Source organism: Rhizobium sp. L43 (genome assembly GCF_002531725.1).
Lineage (GTDB): Bacteria > Pseudomonadota > Alphaproteobacteria > Rhizobiales > Rhizobiaceae > Rhizobium.
Genome location: NZ_NWSQ01000001.1, coordinates 295,218 through 311,733, shown reverse-complemented (window position 1 = coordinate 311,733; position 16,516 = coordinate 295,218). Strand labels below are relative to the sequence as shown.

General features: G+C 63.2%; 14 protein-coding genes. 3 read left to right on the top strand and 11 right to left on the bottom strand.

What is annotated here, in order from left to right:
* Window positions 1–202: 202 nt before the first annotated feature.
* From CO667_RS01450 to CO667_RS01440, 3 genes are all read right to left on the bottom strand, one after another.
* Window positions 203–2,785 (bottom strand): caspase family protein, encoded by a 2,583-nt coding sequence (locus CO667_RS01450; protein ID WP_097616585.1) that lies wholly within the window; start codon window positions 2,783–2,785, stop codon window positions 203–205.
* Window positions 2,786–3,008: 223 nt separating this feature from the next.
* A complete protein-coding gene (locus CO667_RS01445; protein WP_097616584.1) occupies window positions 3,009–4,286 on the bottom strand; it encodes an L-fuconate dehydratase in 1,278 nt (425 codons plus the stop codon).
* Window positions 4,287–4,375: 89 nt separating this feature from the next.
* Window positions 4,376–5,110 carry an SDR family oxidoreductase gene (locus CO667_RS01440; RefSeq protein WP_097616583.1) on the bottom strand — a complete coding sequence of 245 codons (735 nt, stop codon included), beginning with the start codon at window positions 5,108–5,110 and terminating at the stop codon, window positions 4,376–4,378.
* Window positions 5,111–5,389: 279 nt separating this feature from the next.
* On the opposite strand from CO667_RS01440, the gene CO667_RS01435 reads away from it, so the two are divergent.
* The 3 genes from CO667_RS01435 (at window position 5,390) to CO667_RS01425 (ending at window position 8,077) form a co-directional block, all read left to right on the top strand.
* Window positions 5,390–6,175 (top strand): IclR family transcriptional regulator, encoded by a 786-nt coding sequence (locus CO667_RS01435; RefSeq protein ID WP_097616582.1) that lies wholly within the window; start codon window positions 5,390–5,392, stop codon window positions 6,173–6,175.
* Window positions 6,176–6,627: 452 nt separating this feature from the next.
* Window positions 6,628–7,464: an amidohydrolase gene (locus tag CO667_RS01430; protein ID WP_097616891.1), complete on the top strand. Its 837-nt coding sequence runs from the start codon at window positions 6,628–6,630 to the stop codon at window positions 7,462–7,464.
* A 208-nt stretch (window positions 7,465–7,672) separates the two neighbouring features.
* The gene (locus CO667_RS01425) at window positions 7,673–8,077 is read left to right on the top strand and encodes a helix-turn-helix transcriptional regulator (RefSeq protein WP_097616581.1); all 405 of its coding nucleotides are present in this window, start codon (window positions 7,673–7,675) and stop codon (window positions 8,075–8,077) included.
* Between the two features lie 165 nt (window positions 8,078–8,242).
* Here the strand turns inward: CO667_RS01425 and CO667_RS01420 are convergent, their stop codons facing one another.
* The 8 genes from CO667_RS01420 to nadA form a co-directional block, all read right to left on the bottom strand.
* The gene (locus CO667_RS01420) at window positions 8,243–8,509 is read right to left on the bottom strand and encodes a hypothetical protein (protein ID WP_097616580.1); all 267 of its coding nucleotides are present in this window, start codon (window positions 8,507–8,509) and stop codon (window positions 8,243–8,245) included.
* Window positions 8,510–8,574: 65 nt separating this feature from the next.
* On the bottom strand, window positions 8,575–9,318 hold the full coding sequence (locus CO667_RS01415; RefSeq protein WP_097616579.1) for a TfuA-like protein: 744 nt from the start codon (window positions 9,316–9,318) through the stop codon (window positions 8,575–8,577).
* Entirely contained in the window at window positions 9,315–10,679 is a 1,365-nt protein-coding gene (locus CO667_RS01410; RefSeq protein WP_245433027.1) for a YcaO-like family protein, read from the bottom strand. Before CO667_RS01410 ends, CO667_RS01415 begins: the two co-directional genes overlap by 4 nt.
* A 13-nt stretch (window positions 10,680–10,692) precedes the next feature.
* Window positions 10,693–10,836, bottom strand: coding sequence for a hypothetical protein (locus CO667_RS35235; protein ID WP_179874035.1), 144 nt, complete (start codon window positions 10,834–10,836; stop codon window positions 10,693–10,695).
* A gap of 107 nt (window positions 10,837–10,943) precedes the next feature.
* Window positions 10,944–12,896 carry a BTAD domain-containing putative transcriptional regulator gene (locus CO667_RS01405; RefSeq protein ID WP_097616578.1) on the bottom strand — a complete coding sequence of 651 codons (1,953 nt, stop codon included), beginning with the start codon at window positions 12,894–12,896 and terminating at the stop codon, window positions 10,944–10,946.
* A 211-nt stretch (window positions 12,897–13,107) separates the two neighbouring features.
* The gene (gene nadC / locus CO667_RS01400; RefSeq protein WP_097616577.1) at window positions 13,108–13,974 is read right to left on the bottom strand and encodes a carboxylating nicotinate-nucleotide diphosphorylase; all 867 of its coding nucleotides are present in this window, start codon (window positions 13,972–13,974) and stop codon (window positions 13,108–13,110) included.
* Between the two features lies 1 nt (window position 13,975).
* A complete protein-coding gene (locus CO667_RS01395; protein WP_097616576.1) occupies window positions 13,976–15,517 on the bottom strand; it encodes an L-aspartate oxidase in 1,542 nt (513 codons plus the stop codon).
* Window positions 15,514–16,485, bottom strand: a complete 972-nt coding sequence (gene nadA / locus CO667_RS01390; protein WP_097616575.1) for a quinolinate synthase NadA — start codon at window positions 16,483–16,485, stop codon at window positions 15,514–15,516. The genes CO667_RS01395 and nadA overlap by 4 nt, the downstream gene beginning before the upstream one ends.
* Between the last annotated feature and the right edge of the window lie 31 nt (window positions 16,486–16,516).

The following is a 16,516-nucleotide window of genomic DNA, read 5'->3' as shown; positions in this document are numbered from 1 at the left end:
TGGGCGTGGTTTTACTGGCAGGCGTAGCGTTTCTGGCCGGAGTAGCGTTTCTGGCCGGCTCTTCACTGGCGAACAGCGTCCTGGCGCCTGGGTCGAAGATGCAACTCTGCAAGATTGCGCCGGAGCCTGCAAGGAAGGTCGAGCAAAGCAGAGCACGAATGATGAGCTTTCTTGTCATGACGGGCGCCCCCAGATCGCCGTTTTAGAACAGATCGTACCTCGGATTTCGCTTGACCCATGTCGCTTTGGCGAGCTGAACGAGCCTGTCGTCGAGCGACTTGGTCTTCGGAAGCGCCTTTTTCTCCTGAGCGGTCAGCTCGGCGGCAAAGGTCTCCTCCGCTTTCTTCTTTGCAGCATTCGGCAAGGTCTTGAGTGCGGCCTTCGCCTGGTTCTTCGGGTCGCCGCTGCCCGGCATATTGATGGCGGTTGCCAGCGCGAAATAACGCGCTGCCGTTGCAAGACTGTCAGCCTCGGCAGCGTCTTCCTTCGCCAGTATCGCGCGGTCCAGCGCCCCCCAATAGTCGCCGCGTTCGGCGCCCATCTCCAGCCACTTCACCGCTTCCGCCTTGTCCGCGGCAACGCCGATGCCGTCGCGGTACATGCGCCCGAGGTTTGTCGGAGCATAGGGCTGACCGCCCTCTGCCGCCCGCGTGAAAAGGTCGAGCGCTTTCGGCAGATCCTCCGGAGCGCCTTTTCCGAAACGGTAGACGAGGGCAAGATTGTTCAGCGAATAGATATCGTTGCGCTGGACGCCGGCCTCGTAGAATCGAATAGCCCGCTCCGGATCGGCCGGAACGTTGATGCCGTTCAGGAAGATATAGCCGAGCTCATTCATCGCATAGGTATGGCCGAGATCGGCGGCCTGCAGCATCAGGCGCAACCCCAGCTGCTGATCGGCCTTGGTGCCGCGGCCGTAGTAGAGCGCCTTGCCGTAGCTGTGGAGAGCAAAGGGATCGCCTTTGGCCGCACCACCCTTAGCGATCTCGCTTGCCTTGGCTGCGTCGCGCGGGACGGAGGCGCCGAATTCGTAGAGGCTCGACAGTTCGTAGATCGCCCTGACATGCCCGGCATCCATCGCCTTCTTGATTGTCGCAAAAGCCGTCTTGGCGTCACGGTTGGCAAGCTGGGCGCGGCCGAGCTGATAGACGAAACGCGCCACCGTGGGATAGGCCTTTATCGCCTCCGCACAGGCCGGCAGTGCATCATCGGGGTCGATCTCGTTCGGCAGTTTGCCTGCTGTCACGCCCTGCAGGTCGAGCGGGGCTGCGGCTGCGGTGTCGCAGGCGTCGAGCGCCGGCTTGAAGGTGATGGTGGCCGGCGGCAGATTATCATTGGCGGCCTGCAGCGTCAGGGCGAAAGGCTGGTTTTCGGTGCCGATCTGAGGCTCGTAGGCAAGCGCCGGAATATCGGCGGCTTCAAGCACATGGCCGAACCCGATCACCCGGTCTCCGGCGCGCAGCGTGCCCTCGTCGGGCAGGGCCGCGACCTTGAAGGTCATCTCCGCGGCCGATGCCGGAACGGCAGGCAGGCCGGCTTCAACCGGGCCGACGCCGATCGTCGTGTCGACGTCGCGTGGCAGGGTCTTCAGATAGGCATCGGCATCGGCAAGCCGCAGCTGCTTTTGCTGTTCGAGCTGGGCGAGCTTGGCGCCGGCATCCGCCGAGACGGTAATGGCGACGACGCCCTGCGTCGCCTGGCCATAGGGATCGCTGACGGTGTAACCGATCAGACCGACGGTTCCGGCGGCAACGCCTGAGGAATCATAAGACAGCGCCGTCAGCGCTGCTGCCGGCATCTTGGCGCCCTGCTCGACGGGCTTGTCGTCGAAGCTGAGTGTGCCGGTCTTGGGAAGCTGGTTGACGGTGACGAGCAGTGCTGCGCCGGTCTCGTCATGCGGCGGGGCGATCGGCAGCTTCGTGGCGGCTGCCCCCTCCGGCACGCTCACCTGCTGCATCGCTTCGACGCTCGGCGGCGGCGGCGCCGGGATGAAATAGAAGCTGTCCATCAGCGAGGAGTTTTCCCAGGGCACCTGCTTGCCGTTGGTCATGGCGATCACGTCGCGGCGCACGTCGGTCAGGACCTGGCGGATTTCCTTGTTGGGTTCGCTGGCGCGTTTGATGAAGGATTCGGAATAGGGGCTGAGTGCGCCCTCGCCATCGAGCGCCACCTGGCCGGGTTCTGTCGAAAAGGCGATCAGGCTGCCGAGATCGCTGTCGATGCGCGCAAGGCCGCGGGTGGCGCCGACCGGTTCCAGCTTTTCCGCCATCCAGAATTTCTGGGCATTGAAGGGATTGTTGCGGCAGGCATCGAGAAAGATCAGCTGCACCCGCGAATTCTGTTTCAGATGGTTCAGGATCAGGTCGAGCGGCATGGTCTGCGTCTCGACGTCATAGGGCGTCTCCAGCGTCGCATCGACCGGCACGAGGAAATTCTGTCCGCCCACCTGGATGCCGTGGCCCGAATAATAGATCAGGCCGGCCTCGGCATGGCTGGTCGAACGCAGGAAGCGGCGGACCGTATCCTCGAGCCCGATGCGGTCGACATTGACGCCGATCGTCACGTCGAAACCGGCCGCCCGCAGCGTGGTGGCGACCTCTTCGACATCATTGGCGGGATTGGGGAGCGAGGGCAGCGTCTTATAGACCGAGTTGCCGATCACGAGGGCGACGCGGCGTCCGCTCTCGCCTTCGGTCGTGGCGGCCTGCGCCGTGCCGATCGACAGCAGCATTGCCGCGACGATCAGCAAATAAGCGCACAGTCTCCTGACGTGGTGAAACTTGGGCATGGCTCGATCGCAAACATCTATTGTCCAGGGTTCAATAAAATTTGCTGGCCTGCTGGTGCTGGGCCCCCTCGGCATTCACACGACGAAAATATTCCTCGGCGCTCCAAAAGGCAAGCTGCGCCGCCTCCAAGTGAATTGGAGCAGTCCCGTCAGATTGGAAGCCCATCATCGACAAGAAAGACTGTCGAAATCAGGAATTTAACATGCCGCCGGCGAGGTTTCCTTATCCGCGAAACGTATAGTTGCCGATCGAGGCCGGTTTCATCTCGATGGAGAAGCCCGGCAGGGTCGGCGGCATGTAGGCGGCGTTCTCGATCCGGCAGGGGTCGAGGAAATGTTCGTGGAGATGATCGACATATTCGATGACGCGGCCGTCCTTGGTGCCGGAGACCGCGACGTAATCGATCATCGACAGATGCTGCACATATTCGCAGAGGCCGACGCCGCCGGCATGCGGCCAGACCGGCAGGCCGAACTTGGCGGCGATCAGCAGCACCGAGAGAACCTCGTTCAGCCCGCCCATGCGGCAGGAATCGATCTGCACGATGTCGATCGCCCCCTCGGCGATGAACTGCTTGAACATGATGCGGTTCTGGCACATCTCGCCTGTGGCAACTTTCACCGGGGCGATCGCCTGGCGGATCTTGCGGTGGCCGGCGACGTCATCGGGGCTGGTGGGTTCCTCGATGAAGAAGGGTTTGGCGAAGGAGAGCGCCTTGACCCAGTCGATCGCCTGGCCGACATCCCAGACCTGGTTGGCGTCGATCATCAGGTAGCGATCGGGACCGATCACCTCGCGGGCGATCCGCAGACGCCGGATATCGTCTTCCAGATCGCGGCCGACCTTCATCTTGATATGGTCGAAGCCGGCGTCGATCGCCTCCTGGCAGAGGCGGCGCAGTTTCTCGTCCTCATAACCCAGCCAGCCGGCCGAGGTCGTGTAGCAGGCATAACCCTCCTTTTCGAGGATGGCGATGCGTTCCGCCTTGCCCGCCTCGGCGCGCTTGAGGATCTCGATTGCCTCGTCGCGGGTCAGCACGTCGGTGAGATAGCGGTAATCGACGATGTCGGCGATCTCTTCCGGCGACATCTCGGCGACGAGCCGCCAGACCGGCTTGCCGGCCTGCTTGGCCAAGAGATCCCAGACGGCATTGACGACCGCGCCGGTCGCCAGATGAATGGCGCCCTTATCAGGGCCGATCCAGCGCAGCTGGCTGTCGCTGGTCAGATGTCGCCAGAACCTGCCGGGATGGGCAAGAATCTCGGCGAGGTCGGCACCGACGATGAGGTGGCGCATCGCTTCGATCGCCATGCAGCAAATGTCGTTGCCGCGGCCGATGGTGAAGGTCAGGCCGTGGCCGGCAAGATCAGGCGCGTCGGTATCGAGAATGACATAGGCGGCCGAATAATCCGGATCGGGGTTCATCGCATCCGATCCATCCAGGCTTTGCGACGTCGGAAAGCGGAGATCGAAGACGCGAAGGTCGGTGATGCGGGTCATGGTTGTTCCTCCCGATTATAATTGTATGGGCCGATTCTATAAGGCCGGCAGAACTGCCGGCCGGGCTGCCGGTCGGTTGGGCCGCCGACTCAGATCGTCCAGCCGCCATCGATGGCGATCGCCTGGCCCGACGTATAGGTGGCGCCGGCGAGATAGACGGCGAGATCGGCGATCTCCTCCGGCGAGCCGAGCCGGCCCATCGGCTGGCGGGCGATGAAGGCGGCGCGCGCTGCATCGTAATCGCCCTGGGCGCGCATGCGATCCTGCAGCGACGGGCTTTCCACCGTGCCGGGGCAGATGGCGTTGCAGCGGATTCCTTCCGCGACGTAATCGGCGGCGACGGATTTGGTCAGCCCGATCACCGCCGCCTTGGTGACGCCATAGGCGAAGCGGTTCGGCACGCCCTTGATGCTGGAGGCGACGGAGGCCATGTTGATGATCGCCCCGTCCTTGCGCTCGAGCATGCCGGGCAGCACGGCGCGGATCGTGCGAATCATCGCCTTGACGTTGAGGTCGAGGGCGAATTCGAAATCGGCATCCTTCATCTCGAGGATCGAGCCGGCATGGACGAAGCCGGCGCAGTTGAACAGCACGTCGACAGCGCCGATCTTGGCGACGAGGGCCTTGACCGCATCGTCTTCGAGCACGTTCAGCTGATGGGTCGAAACCCCGGTTTCCGCCGCCAGCGTCGCCAGCGCGTCGGTGTTGATGTCGGTCGCGTGGACCTTGGCGCCGGCCGCGGCAAAGGCTGCCGCCGTCGCCCGGCCGATGCCCTGGCCGGCGGCGGTGATGAGAACGGTCTTGCCGGAAAGTCTGTTTGTCATGTCACGGGCCTTTGCTGGAATTGTCTACGCGGGACGGAATGCGGCTGATGTCTTCGAAGGCTAGAGCATGACGCCGAAAAGTGGGAGTGGTTTCGGATGATAGCATGCTTCGGGCCAACTTTTGATCTCCTGGCTTCGCAGTGCTGCAGATCGGCTGTCTTCAGTGATGATTTGTCTGTTTATAGACAAACAGACGATTAGCCAAGGGCCCAGCACAAACTTTTCCTTTTCCGGCTGCGGTTCTGCGTATATGCAGAATGATATTCACAGGGGGAAGGAATGGAGATCGACGAGTCAGACCGCTACCGCGCTCCCGCCCTCGACAAGGGGCTCGATATCCTGGAACTGCTCGCCGGCGTCGACAGCGGCCTCACCCAGGCCGATATCGCCAAGCGGCTCGACCGCAGCCCCAACGAATTCTACCGCATGCTCGACCGCCTGGTGCGCCGCGGCTACGTCACAAAGCTGGACGGTGACCGCTATTCGCTGACGCTGAAGCTCTTCGGTCTTGCGCAACTGCACGCGCCGGTGCGCCGGCTCGCCTCCTACGCCACGCCGCTGATGCGCGATCTTGCCCAGCGCACGCGCCAGGCCAATCACCTTGCCGTCTTCGATCGCGGCGCGGCCGTCGTCATCGCCCAGCAGGAGGCGCCGGATTATTGGGGGTTTTCGATCCGCATCGGCGCCCATATCAGCCTGTTCGACACCGGCTCCGGGCATGTATTGCTCGCCTTCCGCAGCGCCGAGGAGCGGGAGATGATGATCTCGGAACATGTGCGCAGCCGCGCCGACATCGAACTCGGGCCTGAATTTTACGATCGTCTCGACCAGATCCGCGAGCGCGGCTACGAGATGATGGCGAGCGCCCAGACGGCGGGCGTCTACAATCTTTCCGCGCCCGTCCTCGGCCCGGACCGGCGCTGCATCGCCGCCCTTACCTGCCCCTTCATCGCACTCGTCAACGCGCCGTCCGCGCCCGATATCACCCGGACGATCATGCTGGTGCAGAAGGCTGCCGCCCAGCTTTCGTTGCTGGCCGGGGCGGATGTGGTCAATTCCGGATGATGGTACACGGCGCCGCGTTGGAACAGGAAATGTGACGTGTCCGCTGCTTCGACGGTGGGTTTGGCAAAACAGACCCCCACCCTCCGTCATCCCGGGCCTTGAGCCTGGGATCCACGCCCACTGCTGATAGAGACCGGTGTGGATCCTCGGGTCAAGCCCGAGGATGACGGAGGGTGGGTGGCTTCTGGAGCAAGGACAGCCAGGAATATGGGTGCAGCTGCGATCTTAACGTGGGCTTCTCAGCCCCATCATCCGCCCTACGGGCACTTTTGCCTGGGTTGAGCCATCGGCCTCAATCCCTTCGGCCCCCGAGGGGAGAAGAGGACATGACGCGGGCTCTCGGTTCCCTGCCCGCCTCTCGCACCGCATATCTGACCGCCTGGAATTTCTATTTGAACAATCCATTCACCAGGGATAGGTTTCCCGCAAAACCACTCCTGGAGGAGAAGAGCGTGTTCATCGACACCCATCTGCATATCGTCGATCGCTCGGCGCTGCCCTATCCCTGGCTTTCCCAGGCGCCCGCTCTCGATCGTGATTTCCTCTACGAGACCTATGCGGCCGAGGCGCGGCGCTGCGGTATTACCGCGGCGCTGCATATGGAGGTTGACGTCGATCCTGCCGCCATGCAGGCCGAGACCGATCACATCGCAGGTCTCGCCAAAAAGGAAGGCAGTCTGCTTGCCGGCGCCATCGTCTCCTGCCGGCCGGAAGAGCAAGGTTTTGCCGCCTATCTCGAGCGGCAGAAGGCCGATCCCTTCGTCAAGGGCTTCCGCCGCGTGCTGCATGTCGTGCCTGACGAGGTTTCCGAAGGCGCCCTGTTCCGTGAAAATATCCGGCGCATCGGCGGCAGTGGCCTGACCTTCGACCTCTGCACCTTGCCGCACCAGGCGGGTCGTATCACCGCCCTCGTCGATCTCGCGCCGGACGTGCAATTCGTGCTCGACCATTGCGGCGTGCCCGATATCCGCTCGGATGCCTTCGAACCGTGGAAGGCCGGTTTGTCGGAAATTGCCCGGCGGCCGAACGTCGTCTGCAAAATCTCCGGCGTCGTCGCCTATGCCGATGCCGAGACATGGACGGCGCAGACGCTGCGGCCCTATGTCGAGCATGTGATTGCAAGTTTCGGCTGGGATCGTGTCGTCTGGGGCAGCGACTGGCCGGTCTGCACGCTCGGCGGCGGCCTCTCCACCTGGGTCGCGGCGACCCATGCCATGCTTTCCTCCAGCAGCGAGACGGAGCGTTCCAAGCTGCTTTTCGCCAATGCGCAGCGCCTCTGGTCGCTTTGAGGTCACAAAATCATGTGATGTGCTGTGGCTTGCCAAAGTGCTACTTTGGCATGTCTTTTGCTTGTGTAAGGATGAAGTAACGCAAGTGTTTCGGTTTGGGACGACTTACCACCGGACAATTGCTAGCTTTAGCCATCTCAGGTAAAAGTTGTCAGATACGGATATGGCGAATAACTTCATATCCGATGTCCTCAGGAGGGAAAACAAAATGAAAGAAGAACCGCATGCAGTGGATGTCCACGTCGGAAAGACGATCCGTATACAGCGTCTGCTGAGGAAAGTTTCCCAGACGGAACTGGGAGATCGTGTCGGCGTAACGTTCCAGCAGATTCAGAAATACGAAAAAGGCTCCAACCGCGTTTCTGCAAGCATGCTGGTCGAAATCGCCGGCGCTCTGAAGGTCGACGTCAGGACGTTTTTCGACGACATGGCCACGCCGGATACGGCCAACGACAATCCCGCCCCCAGCGAGGAATTCGTTATTTCGCGCGAAGGCGTGCTTCTCAATGCGGCGTTCTTTTCGATCAAGAACGAAGCGCTTCGCAAGAAGATCCTGAAGCTCGTCCAGGCGATCGCTCATACCGAACAGTTGGACGCGGACGCCGCCGAATAGACCGGCTGGCCTTCACGCGATCCCAACGGACCGCATGAGGATCAACAGCGATCGAGATCAATCTCGATTGATCGGGATCAACAGCAATCGATCAGGATCAACTGTCCTTGATCGGATCAATTTGCTGTCGATGGGACCGATCAGGATCAACGGGGTCGATCGGGATCAATGGGGATTGATCAGGATCAGATTCTCGCTCGCATCCTTCATTGCGATCTTGGCCTTGCTGCCGAGCAGCTTCTCGAGATTGACGTCTAGCTCCCTGTCGGGATCTATGCCGTCCCAATCGATGACGACCTGCAGCAGCGCCATGTTCGTCAGGTGCATCAGATTACGCAGCTGAAGCTTTTCAGCCTCCTCCTTGGCTGCCGTCAGCAGTCGGAAGATCCTTGCGTATTCGCTGCCCGTAGGCTCGTTGTGTTGTTCAAACATCGTTCCCGCCCCTTTGGTCGCGAAACCCTAATATTCCATCACTATTGCATCTTCCGCCGCGACCGTTATTCAAGCGTTACAGGGACCGCATTGCGCGTGACTTCGGCGTGCAGAAGCTGCCAATGCGAGGTGGCGGCAAAGTGCCAGTCACGGTTGACGGGCAGGTATTCGTCCCGGCGCAGCCATTCCAATACCAGCCGGGCGTCGTTGCGCTTGCGCTCGACGCGATTCCCGCGGATGGCGGCGAGGATGGTGTCGCGGCGCGGCTTGCGGAAATGGCACTCGTCGACGACCTTGGCATAGGTGCGTTCGGAAAAATGCAGGAAACGTCCGGCAAGCAGCAGTTTCTTGCGCTCACCGGGCGAGATCTCGCCGCCGGCAAGAAGCGCATCGACCGTCGGCTCGAAATCGACCCAAGGCACCGAAAGCGGCAGCCAGCCGAGCGCCTGCGGCGCATGCACGAGGGCGACGGCCTCGTCGTCGAGCAGCCGCCCGGCCTCGTAATCCTCGAAGATCGAGCCGATCCCGACCATGCCGAAAGGCGCGCATTCGGCTGCCCGCAATGCGCCCATGCTGGCGCCGCCGGCAACGGCGACATTATAGTCGAGCGCGAAAAGAATTTCCTTGTGCCAGACCGAAGGCAGATCGCCGAAATAGCCGTCGACGAGGCCGATGGCGGTGGCGCCGTCGTGCACGGCCTTCAGGATGTCGCCGCAGGCGGCCGGCGGCCGGAAATCGATGCGAGGCGACATGGCTCTCGCCGCGGCGAGATCGCTGCCAAGGCTCGGGCCGACGAACAGCACCTTCATGATTGGGCTCCTCTCATGGTGTTGACCGCGCGCAGGCCGAGCTGGATGTACTGGCCCGAGATATCGACCTCCAGGCCCGGCACGATCACCCTGACGACGGAGACCGGCAGAGCCCGGTGCGCAAACGGCACAACGACGATCTGCTCAATGCCGGTTGCAGCCAGCCGGCCGGCAATCTGACTGATGGTTTCCTGGATCGTCGCAGCTCTGTCATGACGGGGCTGGAAGGCGCGCATCCGGCCGTCGCCCTCGCAGAGCTCGACCACCTGCTGCATCGCCGCACTCCGGTCAAGGCGCTGATAGATGCGCGGCGAAAAATCGTCGCGGCTGCCGGCAATCGCGGTCAGCCGGCTCTGCGCCGCTTCGGTGATGGCGCGCAACGCGGCGCGCACGGGGTCGGGGTGGCAGCCGCAGCCGCCGCAGACATGCGACCAGCGTGCATCGACGCGGTCGGAAAGATTGCCGGGCATGATGACGGCGAGAAAAGCGGGAACGCCGATATCGGTGGTCATGTCGAGCAGCAGCAGCCGCATGCCGGCGCGTGTGATCCGATCGGTCATGATGTCGATGACCGCATCGCCGAAAGAGGCGGGGTCGATGCGGCTTTCTTTCAGGCGCTGCGGCGATTTCAGCTGGGCCAGAGCCCAAGCGTCGCGCTCCACCAGCTCGCAAAGCCCATGCAGCACCGCTTCTGACGGCGTGTTGCCGGAGGCGAGCCCATCGCTTGACTGCTCGAAGCCGGGCGGCCGGTCGCCGCGATGATCAAGGCCGACGAGCCACCAGGGCACGAAGACGCTGCTGCCGGAAAGGATGTCGAGCCCGGAGCACCAGGCAATAGGATTGCTGCCGATCTCGTCGGGCGCGCAGCGTGCGACATTGTCGAGATCGATCATGGCGGCATGTTCCGCCCGCATGTTCTCGACCGTCGCCTGCGTCAGGTCGGCGGGTGGGATTTCGGCGATCCGCGTCTCGATCGCTTCCATCGCGGCCGAGGTCATGGCGGCATCATTGTCGATACCCTTGCCCTGAAAGACCGAGAGCGTATGGCTGTTCGGCCGCGTGGCGAAGGCGACGGGGATATTCAGGACGTCGAGCGCGGTCAGCAGACCGACGCGGGTGATGCCGAATTCGCGCAGATGCGGCCTGATGGCTGCGAGTGTCTGCGCCGGCGTGACCGCGCGGTCATGATAATCGCTGACGCCAGCCGATGACCGTTCGAGATCATCGGCAAGCGTGTCAAGAGCATTTTCGTTTTTCCTCGAATCACGAAAATGCTCTATCTCTTTGTTTTCACGCAATTCCGGACGCAAAACCGCTGCACACTTTTGCTGGAATTGCTCTGGGGCGGTGAAAGCGGACATACCGGTCTCGCCCTTAGCGGAACCTCAGCGCATGCGTCAGGCTCTCGAGCGCATTGGCGGAAACGTTGATCTCGCCCTGTTTCATGGCTGCCTTGGCGGCTGCAGAGAAGCGCAGGGACTGTGTCTGAACTGCGGCAGTGTCAGCATTCGTCTTCATGATCCATCTCCGATTGGTTCGGGCAGCGCCTTGCTGCCGTTAACCATCGGAAGGAAACATTGCCTGCGTCATTTAAGCGTTACAGGCTTCGTTAAAAGGCGACGTAATCAGGGAAGACCGGCCAGTTGCAGGCCTTTTATCAGCGGTTCGGTAAAGGCGGGATCGCGATCGGGGACGAAATGGCGGATATCCTCGCTGCGAAAATCCGGGAAGTTCTCCAGAACCGTCCTGGCATAGTTACCGGCCTTGGCAGTATCGCCTGCCATGGCATGCGAGGCAGCCAGCAGACGCGCCGTCGCCTGTTTCGCCTTCACCGGCTCCAGCGCCTCGATCGCCTTTTCATACTCTTCGCGCATGAAGTGGATGCCGCCGAGGTTCCAGTAATAATAGTCCGGCGGCAGCGGATTGAGTTTGAAGGCCGCGCGGCTGAGTTCCAGCGCCCGATCGAAATCGCCGTCATGGGAAAGCGCGTCGGCGAAATCGGCAAGGATGTCGGCATCGTTGGGATTGAGATCCTGGGCCTGCTGGAAATATTCCAGGCTTTCGTCGAAGCGACGGCGATAAAGCGCGACGAAGCCAAGCTCGCGGTAAGCCCGGCCGCTATTGGGGTCGGACTGCTGCGCCAACCGCGCAGCACCGTTCGCCTCATCGAGCAGTTCCTTGTCCCGCATGCCGCGGATCAGCCATTCCATGCCGAGCGCGCGCGACACGCCGGCATGGGCGGCCGAGAAATGCTCATAACGGTTGAGCGAGGATTTGAACCATTTGCGCGCCTGGCGCAGATGCTGCAGGTCGGTCTGGGCGATCAGCCGCTTGCCTTCCAGGTAAAGACGATAGGCAGAGGCCGGCGCGTCGCCGATTGGCATCGCCAGTTCGTGGCGCTCGATCGTGTCGGCGAGCGAGGAGACGATCCGCCGCGTCAGATGCGCGAAGGATTCGCTGATCTTCTGCATGACCAGCGGCAGTTCCAGTGCCCAGATCACCTCCGATGTCGTCGTCCGCGTCAGCCGGCAGGTGGCAAAGACATCCTCGTCGCGGCCCTGAATGGTGACGTAGACCGCATAGTCGAAGCTGAGGTCGAGCGGGCCGGGCACGGCACGCGAGGGATCGATCGAGCGGCTGAGGATCTCCAGGCTGGTATGCGCCGCAATCACCTTGAAGCCGCGCTGCTGACTGAGGCCGATGGTGACGTCTTCGAGAAGCGCCCGGCCGACGCGCTCCATCAGCGGATCGGTGAAGATGCTTTCCGGCGGCAGGATGATGATGCGCGGCTGGCCGAGCAGATTGGCCGATATGCCCGATACCGACGGGCGCTCCGGCGCGGCAACTTGTGCTGGGGGGATCAGGCCGAGTTCGCGGGCAAGCGCTGTGGTGCTTTCCTCCGGCTCGGTGTCGAAGTCGTCCTTCAGCTGGCTCTTGCACTTCAAATAGGCCTGACGGGCCGCGGCGGGATCGTTCAGCCTGACATGGGTGCGCATCAGGGCGCGATAGGCCGTCTCATTGGCAGGGTCGAGCTGCAGCAGACGCCGGGCCAGCGCGATCAGCTCTTCATCGGATCTGTCCTCTGATGTTTCGATCAGCCGGGTGAGATGGGCCGAGCGCAATTCGTCGATACGCTGGCGCTCGAACGTCAGCCAGTCCTCGGCGCCCTGCGTCGGCGATTTGGCGCCTTCGAGCAAATCGCCGTTCAGCATATCGCTGTCTTCGGGGGCGAGCGGCCCTTTCCGCTTCAGGATATGAACGTCGACCTCCCAGCCATCAGCAAGCCCGATATGCGTTCGGGTCGCGGCAAGCAGCGGCGGAAGGCCGGCGGGAATGCTCTGTTCGATGCGCGCCAGGAGCTGGCGCAGGCTGCCCGCCCGCTTTTCCGGCAGTTCCGATTGCCAGAGCTGACGCCTGACGGTTTCGCGGTCGAGTTGAAGATCGGTTTCGGCGGCGAGCATGGCGAGGAGAAAATAAGACTTCTCCGGCAAGGGGAGTTCCTTCCCCGCCGCCAGCAATCTCGGTCTTCCGAGCAGGCAGAGCCTGTTCGTCGACATGTGCCCGGATGTCCGTTGCATCTCGGTTCTCACCCCTGAAGCCAAGGCGCGCAAACGCACCAGCGGTCAAGAATTCATATTAAAGCTATAAAGCCGCCGCGCATAGCGGCTTTGCTACAAAAAAGAAGAAATTTCAGCGATTATTTGCATTTTCGCATGTCGCTCGCCAAGAAGATGCTTTACCGACACTGTCATCACAGGCGTTTTTGCGTCCCGACGCGGGCCGCGTTATTCAAGCTGTTGCCGCGGCCGCGACGAAATCGAGCCCGATATCGAGCACCGGCGCGCTGTGCGTCAGCCAGCCGACGGAGATCAGGTCGACGCCGGAGGCGGCGATCGCGGCAGCCGTTGCCGGCGTGACGCGGCCGGACGCCTCGGTGATCGCCCGACCGGCGACGATGGCGACGGCCTGGCGCAACTGATCCGGTGTCATATTGTCGAGCAGCACGGCATCGACGCCGGTCTCCATCGCTTCGCGCAGCTGATCGAGCCTGTCCACTTCGACCTCGATCTTCACCAGATGGCCGATGCCGGCGCGTGCCCGGCGGATCGCTTCAGCGACGCCGCCTGATATGGCGACGTGATTGTCCTTGATCAGCACCGCGTCATGCAGCGCGAAACGGTGGTTCATGCCGCCGCCGGCCCGTACCGCATATTTCTCCAGCGCCCTCAGCCCCGGCGTCGTCTTGCGCGTGCAGGCGACGGAGGCTTTGGTGTCGCGGATCGCGGCGGCAATCTCCGCCGTCACGGTGGCGATGCCGGAGAGATGGCCGAGGAAATTCAGCGCGGTGCGCTCGGCGGTCAAGAGGCCGCGCGACGGTCCTTCGATGGTGGCGATCACGTCACCCGGCTTGACCGCGTCGCCGTCCTGGAGATGGCGGCGCATGACGATCTCCGGATCGACGAGGGAAAAGGCGAGTTCGGCGGCATCGAGGCCGGCGATCACGCCCGGCTGGCGGGCGGCCATGACCACCGTCGAGCGGTGATCGTGAGGGATGACCGATGCCGAGGTGATATCGCCGGCAAGACCGAGATCTTCGAGCAGGGCTGCCCGGACCAAGGGTTCGACGATCAGGCGCGGAAGCGGAACGAGGCTCATCTCAGGCACTCCTGGCAAGGACAAAGGACGACGTCGCGCGGGCGATCTCCAGAACGTCGGGAAGGCACATCCGCCGCCGCTTGGCGTTGGCGAGCCTCAGCGGAAAATCGGTGCGGGCATGGGCGCCGCGCGATTCCATCCGCAGGCTGGCAAAGACGGCGATCGAGAGTGCGACGACAGCCGGGTCCGCGGCCGGGCCGTCACCTTCGGCAAGCGGCAGCAATGCGGCGATCGCCGCCTCTATGGCGCCGGCATGGCGCAAGACGCCGAGGTGGCGCGAGACGATCGATCGGACGAGTGACGCATCGGCCGGCGCCGGCAGCCTCTCGGCGACGATGGCGCCGGCAGGGCCGGCCGGCATGGCCGCGATGTCGCGTGCCGCTCGCATGCCCATGACAACGGCCTCCAGCAGCGAATTGCTGGCAAGCCGGTTGGCGCCGTGCAGGTCGGTCGAGGCCGCTTCGCCTGCGACCCAGAGGCCGGGAACCGAGCTGCGGCCGTTTGCATCCGTGGCAACGCCGCCCATGTGATAGTGGACGGCCGGGCGCACGGGAATGAGGTCTTTCGCCGGATCGATGCCGGCCTCGCCGCAAAGGGCTGAGATGACGGGAAAGCGCGCGGCAAACCGGCTGCCGAGCGCATCGCGGGCATCGAGGAAGACCCTGCCGCCGCGGGCGATTTCGGCGCTGATCGCCCGCGCCACCACGTCGCGCGGCGCAAGCTCGGCGCCTGGAACGCGGGCCATGAACCGGTCGCCGCCTTCGTTGACGAGCAGCGCCCCCTCGCCGCGCACCGCCTCGCTGACCAGCGCCAGGGGTCGGCGGCGCGAATCGAGCGCGGTCGGATGGAACTGGACGAATTCCATATCGGCGAGATCAGCGCCTGCTCTTGCGGCAAGCGCGATCCCCTGGCCGAAATTGCCCATCGGATTGGTGGTGGCGTCGTAAAGCCCGCCGATGCCGCCGGTGGCGAGCACCAGCTTGGAGGTCGGCAGGATGGCGGCGCCGTTCGGGGTCGCGCAGAGCAGGCCGGCGACGCGCTCGCCATCCATCAGAATCCGACGCGCCTCGAAGCCTTCGAGCACCGATATGGCAGGCGTTTGCTTGACCGCCTGCACCAGCGCGGCGACGATCGCCGCACCCGAGCCGTCGCCTTCGGCATGGACGATACGGCGGCGGCTGTGCGCGGCCTCCAGTCCGAGCGAAAGTTCGCCCGCAGCATTGCGGTCGAAACGGACGCCGGCCCGCTCCAGCGCGGCGATCGCCGCGGGTGCTTCGGCAATGATGCCGGCGGCAATTGTGCAATCGCAGAGGCCGTCGCCGGCGGCAAGCGTGTCGGCCAGATGCAGCGCCGCGCTATCGTCGGCGCCCATGCTGGCGGCGATGCCGCCTTGTGCCCAGGCGCTCGACGTCTCCGTGCCGAGGGCGGCGCGGGTGACGATGACGCAGCGTTCCGGCGCCAGCGTCAGCGCGGTCATCAGTCCGGCAAGGCCGCTGCCGACGATGACCGTACGTCCGGCAAGATGCTCGAGAAGCTCGGTCATATCGCCAGCATCCTTTCGACGGCACGGCGCGCAGCCACCGCAATCGCCGGGTCGACGGTCACTTCGTGGCGGTTTTCCTCAAGCGCCGCACGGATATTGGCAAGCGTGATCCGTTTCATATGCGGGCAGAGATTGCAGGGGCGAATGAACTCGACGTCGGGATGGTGCACGGCGACATTGTCGCTCATCGAGCATTCGGTGAGCAGCACGACACGCGCCGGCTTCTGCCTGCCGACATAGTCCGACATGACGGCGGTGGAGCCGGCGAAATCGGCTTCCGCCACCACCTCGGGCGGGCATTCGGGATGGGCGAGCACGGTTACGCCGGGATGGTTTTCGCGCAGCTGGCGCACATCCTCGGCGGTGAAGAGTTCATGCACCTCGCAATGCCCATGCCAGGCGATGATCTCGACATCCGTTTCGCGGGCGACGTTGCGGGCCAGATATTCGTCCGGGATCATCAGCACCTTCGGCACGCCGAGCGATTCCACCACCTGTTTGGCATTGCCCGAGGTGCAGCAGATGTCGGAGGCGGCCTTCACCGCGGCCGAGGTGTTGACATAGGTGATGATGGGCACGCCGGGATGGGCCTGGCGCAGCAGGGCAATATCCTCGGGCGTGATCGAATCCGCCAGGGAACAGCCGGCGCCGAGATCGGGGATGAGCACGGTTTTCTCAGGATTCAGCAGCTTGGCAGTCTCGGCCATGAAATGCACGCCGGCCAGCACGATGACATCGGCGTCGACCTCGATCGCCTTGCGGGCGAGCGCCAGGCTGTCGCCGACGATATCGGCCACCCCGTGGAATATCTCCGGCGTCTGGTAGTTATGCGCGAGAATGACGGCGTTGCGGCGGCGCTTCAGATCAAGGATCGCGTCGACGTCGTTTTCGAACGTCATCCATTCGGCTTTGGGAATGACGCGGCTGACGCGCTCATAGAGCGAGGATGCGGAAACAAGGTGATTCATGACCGGCTCCTAATTATGCTCTATTTGAGCA